The sequence below is a fragment of the Gynuella sp. genome (genome assembly GCF_050297175.1).
Lineage (GTDB): Bacteria > Pseudomonadota > Gammaproteobacteria > Pseudomonadales > Natronospirillaceae > Gynuella.
The window spans coordinates 1-2,815 of sequence record NZ_JBNKSF010000028.1; the positions used below are offsets into that span (position 1 = coordinate 1).

General features: G+C 46.6%; 3 protein-coding genes and 1 tRNA gene. All 4 read left to right on the plus strand.

All coding sequences use genetic code 11. The features are described 5' to 3' along the window. A partial coding sequence (gene glmM, locus ACQY6I_RS11080) for a phosphoglucosamine mutase (RefSeq protein ID WP_428241556.1) occupies positions 1 to 1,221 on the plus strand: 1,221 nt, incomplete at its 5' end. Between the two features lie 116 nt (positions 1,222 to 1,337). Continuing rightward, on the plus strand, positions 1,338 to 2,087 hold the full coding sequence (tpiA, locus tag ACQY6I_RS11085; RefSeq protein ID WP_428241557.1) for a triose-phosphate isomerase: 750 nt from the start codon (positions 1,338 to 1,340) through the stop codon (positions 2,085 to 2,087). Between the two features lie 20 nt (positions 2,088 to 2,107). Then, a complete protein-coding gene (secG, locus tag ACQY6I_RS11090; protein ID WP_428241558.1) occupies positions 2,108 to 2,512 on the plus strand; it encodes a preprotein translocase subunit SecG in 405 nt (134 codons plus the stop codon). 10 nt (positions 2,513 to 2,522) lie between these two features. Continuing rightward, a tRNA-Leu gene (locus ACQY6I_RS11095) sits at positions 2,523 to 2,608 on the plus strand. Positions 2,609 to 2,815 lie beyond the last annotated feature (207 nt).

The following is a 2,815-nucleotide window of genomic DNA, read 5'->3' on the forward strand; positions in this document are numbered from 1 at the left end:
GGCCATGTGGTAATCGGCAAGGATACCCGGATATCAGGCTATATTTTTGAGGCTTCGCTGGAAGCAGGTCTGGCGGCAGCCGGACTGGATGTAACCTTGATGGGCCCTATGCCGACACCGGCAGTTGCTTATATGACTCAGGCGCAGCGTGCCACTGCAGGTATCGTGATTAGTGCATCGCATAATCCTTACTACGATGATGGAATTAAATTCTTTAGCGGAGATGGCTATAAGTTACCCGACTCCGTCGAGCATGAAATTGAAGATATGATGGATAAACCCATGCTAATGGTGGAATCCAAGGACCTGGGTAAGGTATACCGAATGGAAGATTCCAGAAGTCGCTATATCGAATTCTGTAAAAACTCCATTCCATTTCGAACTAGTCTCAAAGGAATGAAGGTGGTGCTGGACTGTGCCCACGGGGCTACCTACCATGTAGCGCCCTTCATCTTTCGTGAGCTCGGCGCAGAAGTTATTGAAATGGGTGTGTCTCCCGATGGTTTGAATATTAACAAGGATTGTGGTGCGCTGTACCCGCAGAATATGCGTTCATTGTTGCTGGAAAACCAGGCTGATCTGGGTATCGCCTTCGATGGTGATGGAGATAGGGTGATGATGATGGATGCCACTGGTAAGGTAATGGATGGTGATGAGATACTGTTTGTTATCGCACGTAAACAACAATTGAGTGGGCAACTTGAAGGGGGGGTCATAGGTACTCTGATGACGAATCTGGGTCTGGAACATGCGCTGGCAGAGCTCAAAATTCCTTTTGAACGCGCCAATGTTGGTGACCGATATGTGATGGAAAAACTCAAGGCAAATGGCTGGTATCTTGGTGGAGAGTCTTCCGGGCATATCATATCTCTAAATCAAACCACTACTGGAGATGGCATTATTGCTGCATTACAGGTTCTTGAGTCAATGGTGAATAATGGACAGTCATTGTCCGAGTTGCGTCTGGGTATGAGCAAATATCCTCAATGCATGGTCAACGTGCCAATTGCTTCAAAAATTAACCCTGACGATTTCCCTCAGATTTCAAAAGCAGTGGAGATAGCCGAGCAGGAGTTGGCTGATAAGGGGCGAGTACTATTAAGACCTTCCGGAACCGAAGCACTGATAAGAGTTATGGTTGAGGGGCAGGATGCTGATCAGGTAGAGTCACTTGCGCATAGAATCGCCGATGTGGTAGTGGAATCTGCTGGAACAGACTGAAATAGGTGGTATTTTATTAAAAGCCACTACATAAGCATTGATTTATAGGTCAGACACAAGTACCCTTTGCGCCCATTTTTAATATACATAAAAATAATTAAATTGAGGAACTGGACATGCGTCGGACATTGATAGCAGGTAACTGGAAAATGAATGGCTCACTAGAGAGCATTGGTGAGTTGATGGATGGTATTAAGGCTGGTTTAGCTGAGGTAACAAATGCAGACATGGCAGTATGCCCTCCTGCGATCTATCTAATGAAAGTGAAGTCGCATATTGGTGATGCAGCTATCGGTTTGGGTTCACAGAATATCTGTGATCAGGAAAGTGGCGCATTTACTGGTGAACTGGCTCCTGCAATGTTAAAAGAAGCGGGCTGTAAGTATGCAATTATTGGCCATTCTGAGCGCCGTTCATTGTATGGTGAGAGTGATGATCTGGTTGCTCGACGTTTCGCGATGGCGGTAGCCTCTGGAGTCACCCCGATTTTATGTATTGGTGAAACGCTGGAAGAGCGTGAGTCGGGTGTAACTGAGCAAGTTGTTTCTCGTCAGCTGGATGCAGTTATTGATACACAGGGGATTGATGCTATTGGCCAATGTGTTATAGCTTATGAGCCTGTATGGGCAATAGGTACCGGTAAAACGGCATCACCAGAACAGGCTCAGGCAGTACATGCTTTTATTCGAAGTAAACTGGCAGCTTTGAGTGTTGATGTTGCTGACAAGGTACAGATTTTATACGGTGGCAGTATGAATGCGGCGAATGCAGCAGAATTATTGTCTCAGCCTGATATCGATGGTGGTTTAATCGGTGGGGCATCTTTGAAAGCGGCTGATTTTCTTGCTATTGGCAAGGCGGCCTGATTATCTAATTTGAGAGTTTTATGCAAGACTTAAATGCTATTTTACTTGTCGTTCAGGTATTGTTATCTGTCTCGTTAATTGCACTTATCCTGTTACAACACGGTAAGGGTGCTGATGCGGGTGCTGCATTTGGTAGCGGTGCTTCAGCAACTGTTTTTGGTGCAAAAGGCTCGGGAAATTTTCTCACCAAAAGTACAGCGATTCTGGCAACATTGTTTTTTCTGACCTGTCTGGCTCTGGCTTATATGTCTAGCCATCGAGAAGGTCCGGCTAGTCTGGTTGATTCCATTGTCGAAACTCAAGCTGTAGAGCAGAGCGCTCCAGTGATGAAACAGACTGAAACGACTACTGATTTACCTCCTACGGTTGAAGATCCTGCTGTTGATGCTGCTCCAGCTCAAACTGATCTACCTCCCTCGGAGTAATAAAGCATAAGCCGATGTGGTGGAATTGGTAGACACGCTATCTTGAGGGGGTAGTGGCTTAAGGCTGTGCCGGTTCGACTCCGGCCATCGGCACCATCTTAAATGTCTGAAGTATACGGGCTGCGTTACTAATCCAGTCAACTTCAGCTAGTCGAACCGGCTCCGGTTCGATTACAGACCCCATCCCTGGGGTCTGCCCTGCGGGTTGCTCTCAGGCTCGCAATTCAAAACCGTTCCGGACGGTTTTGTCCGGCCAACGGCACCATATTAAATGACTGAAATGCATTGGCTGCGTTATTGATC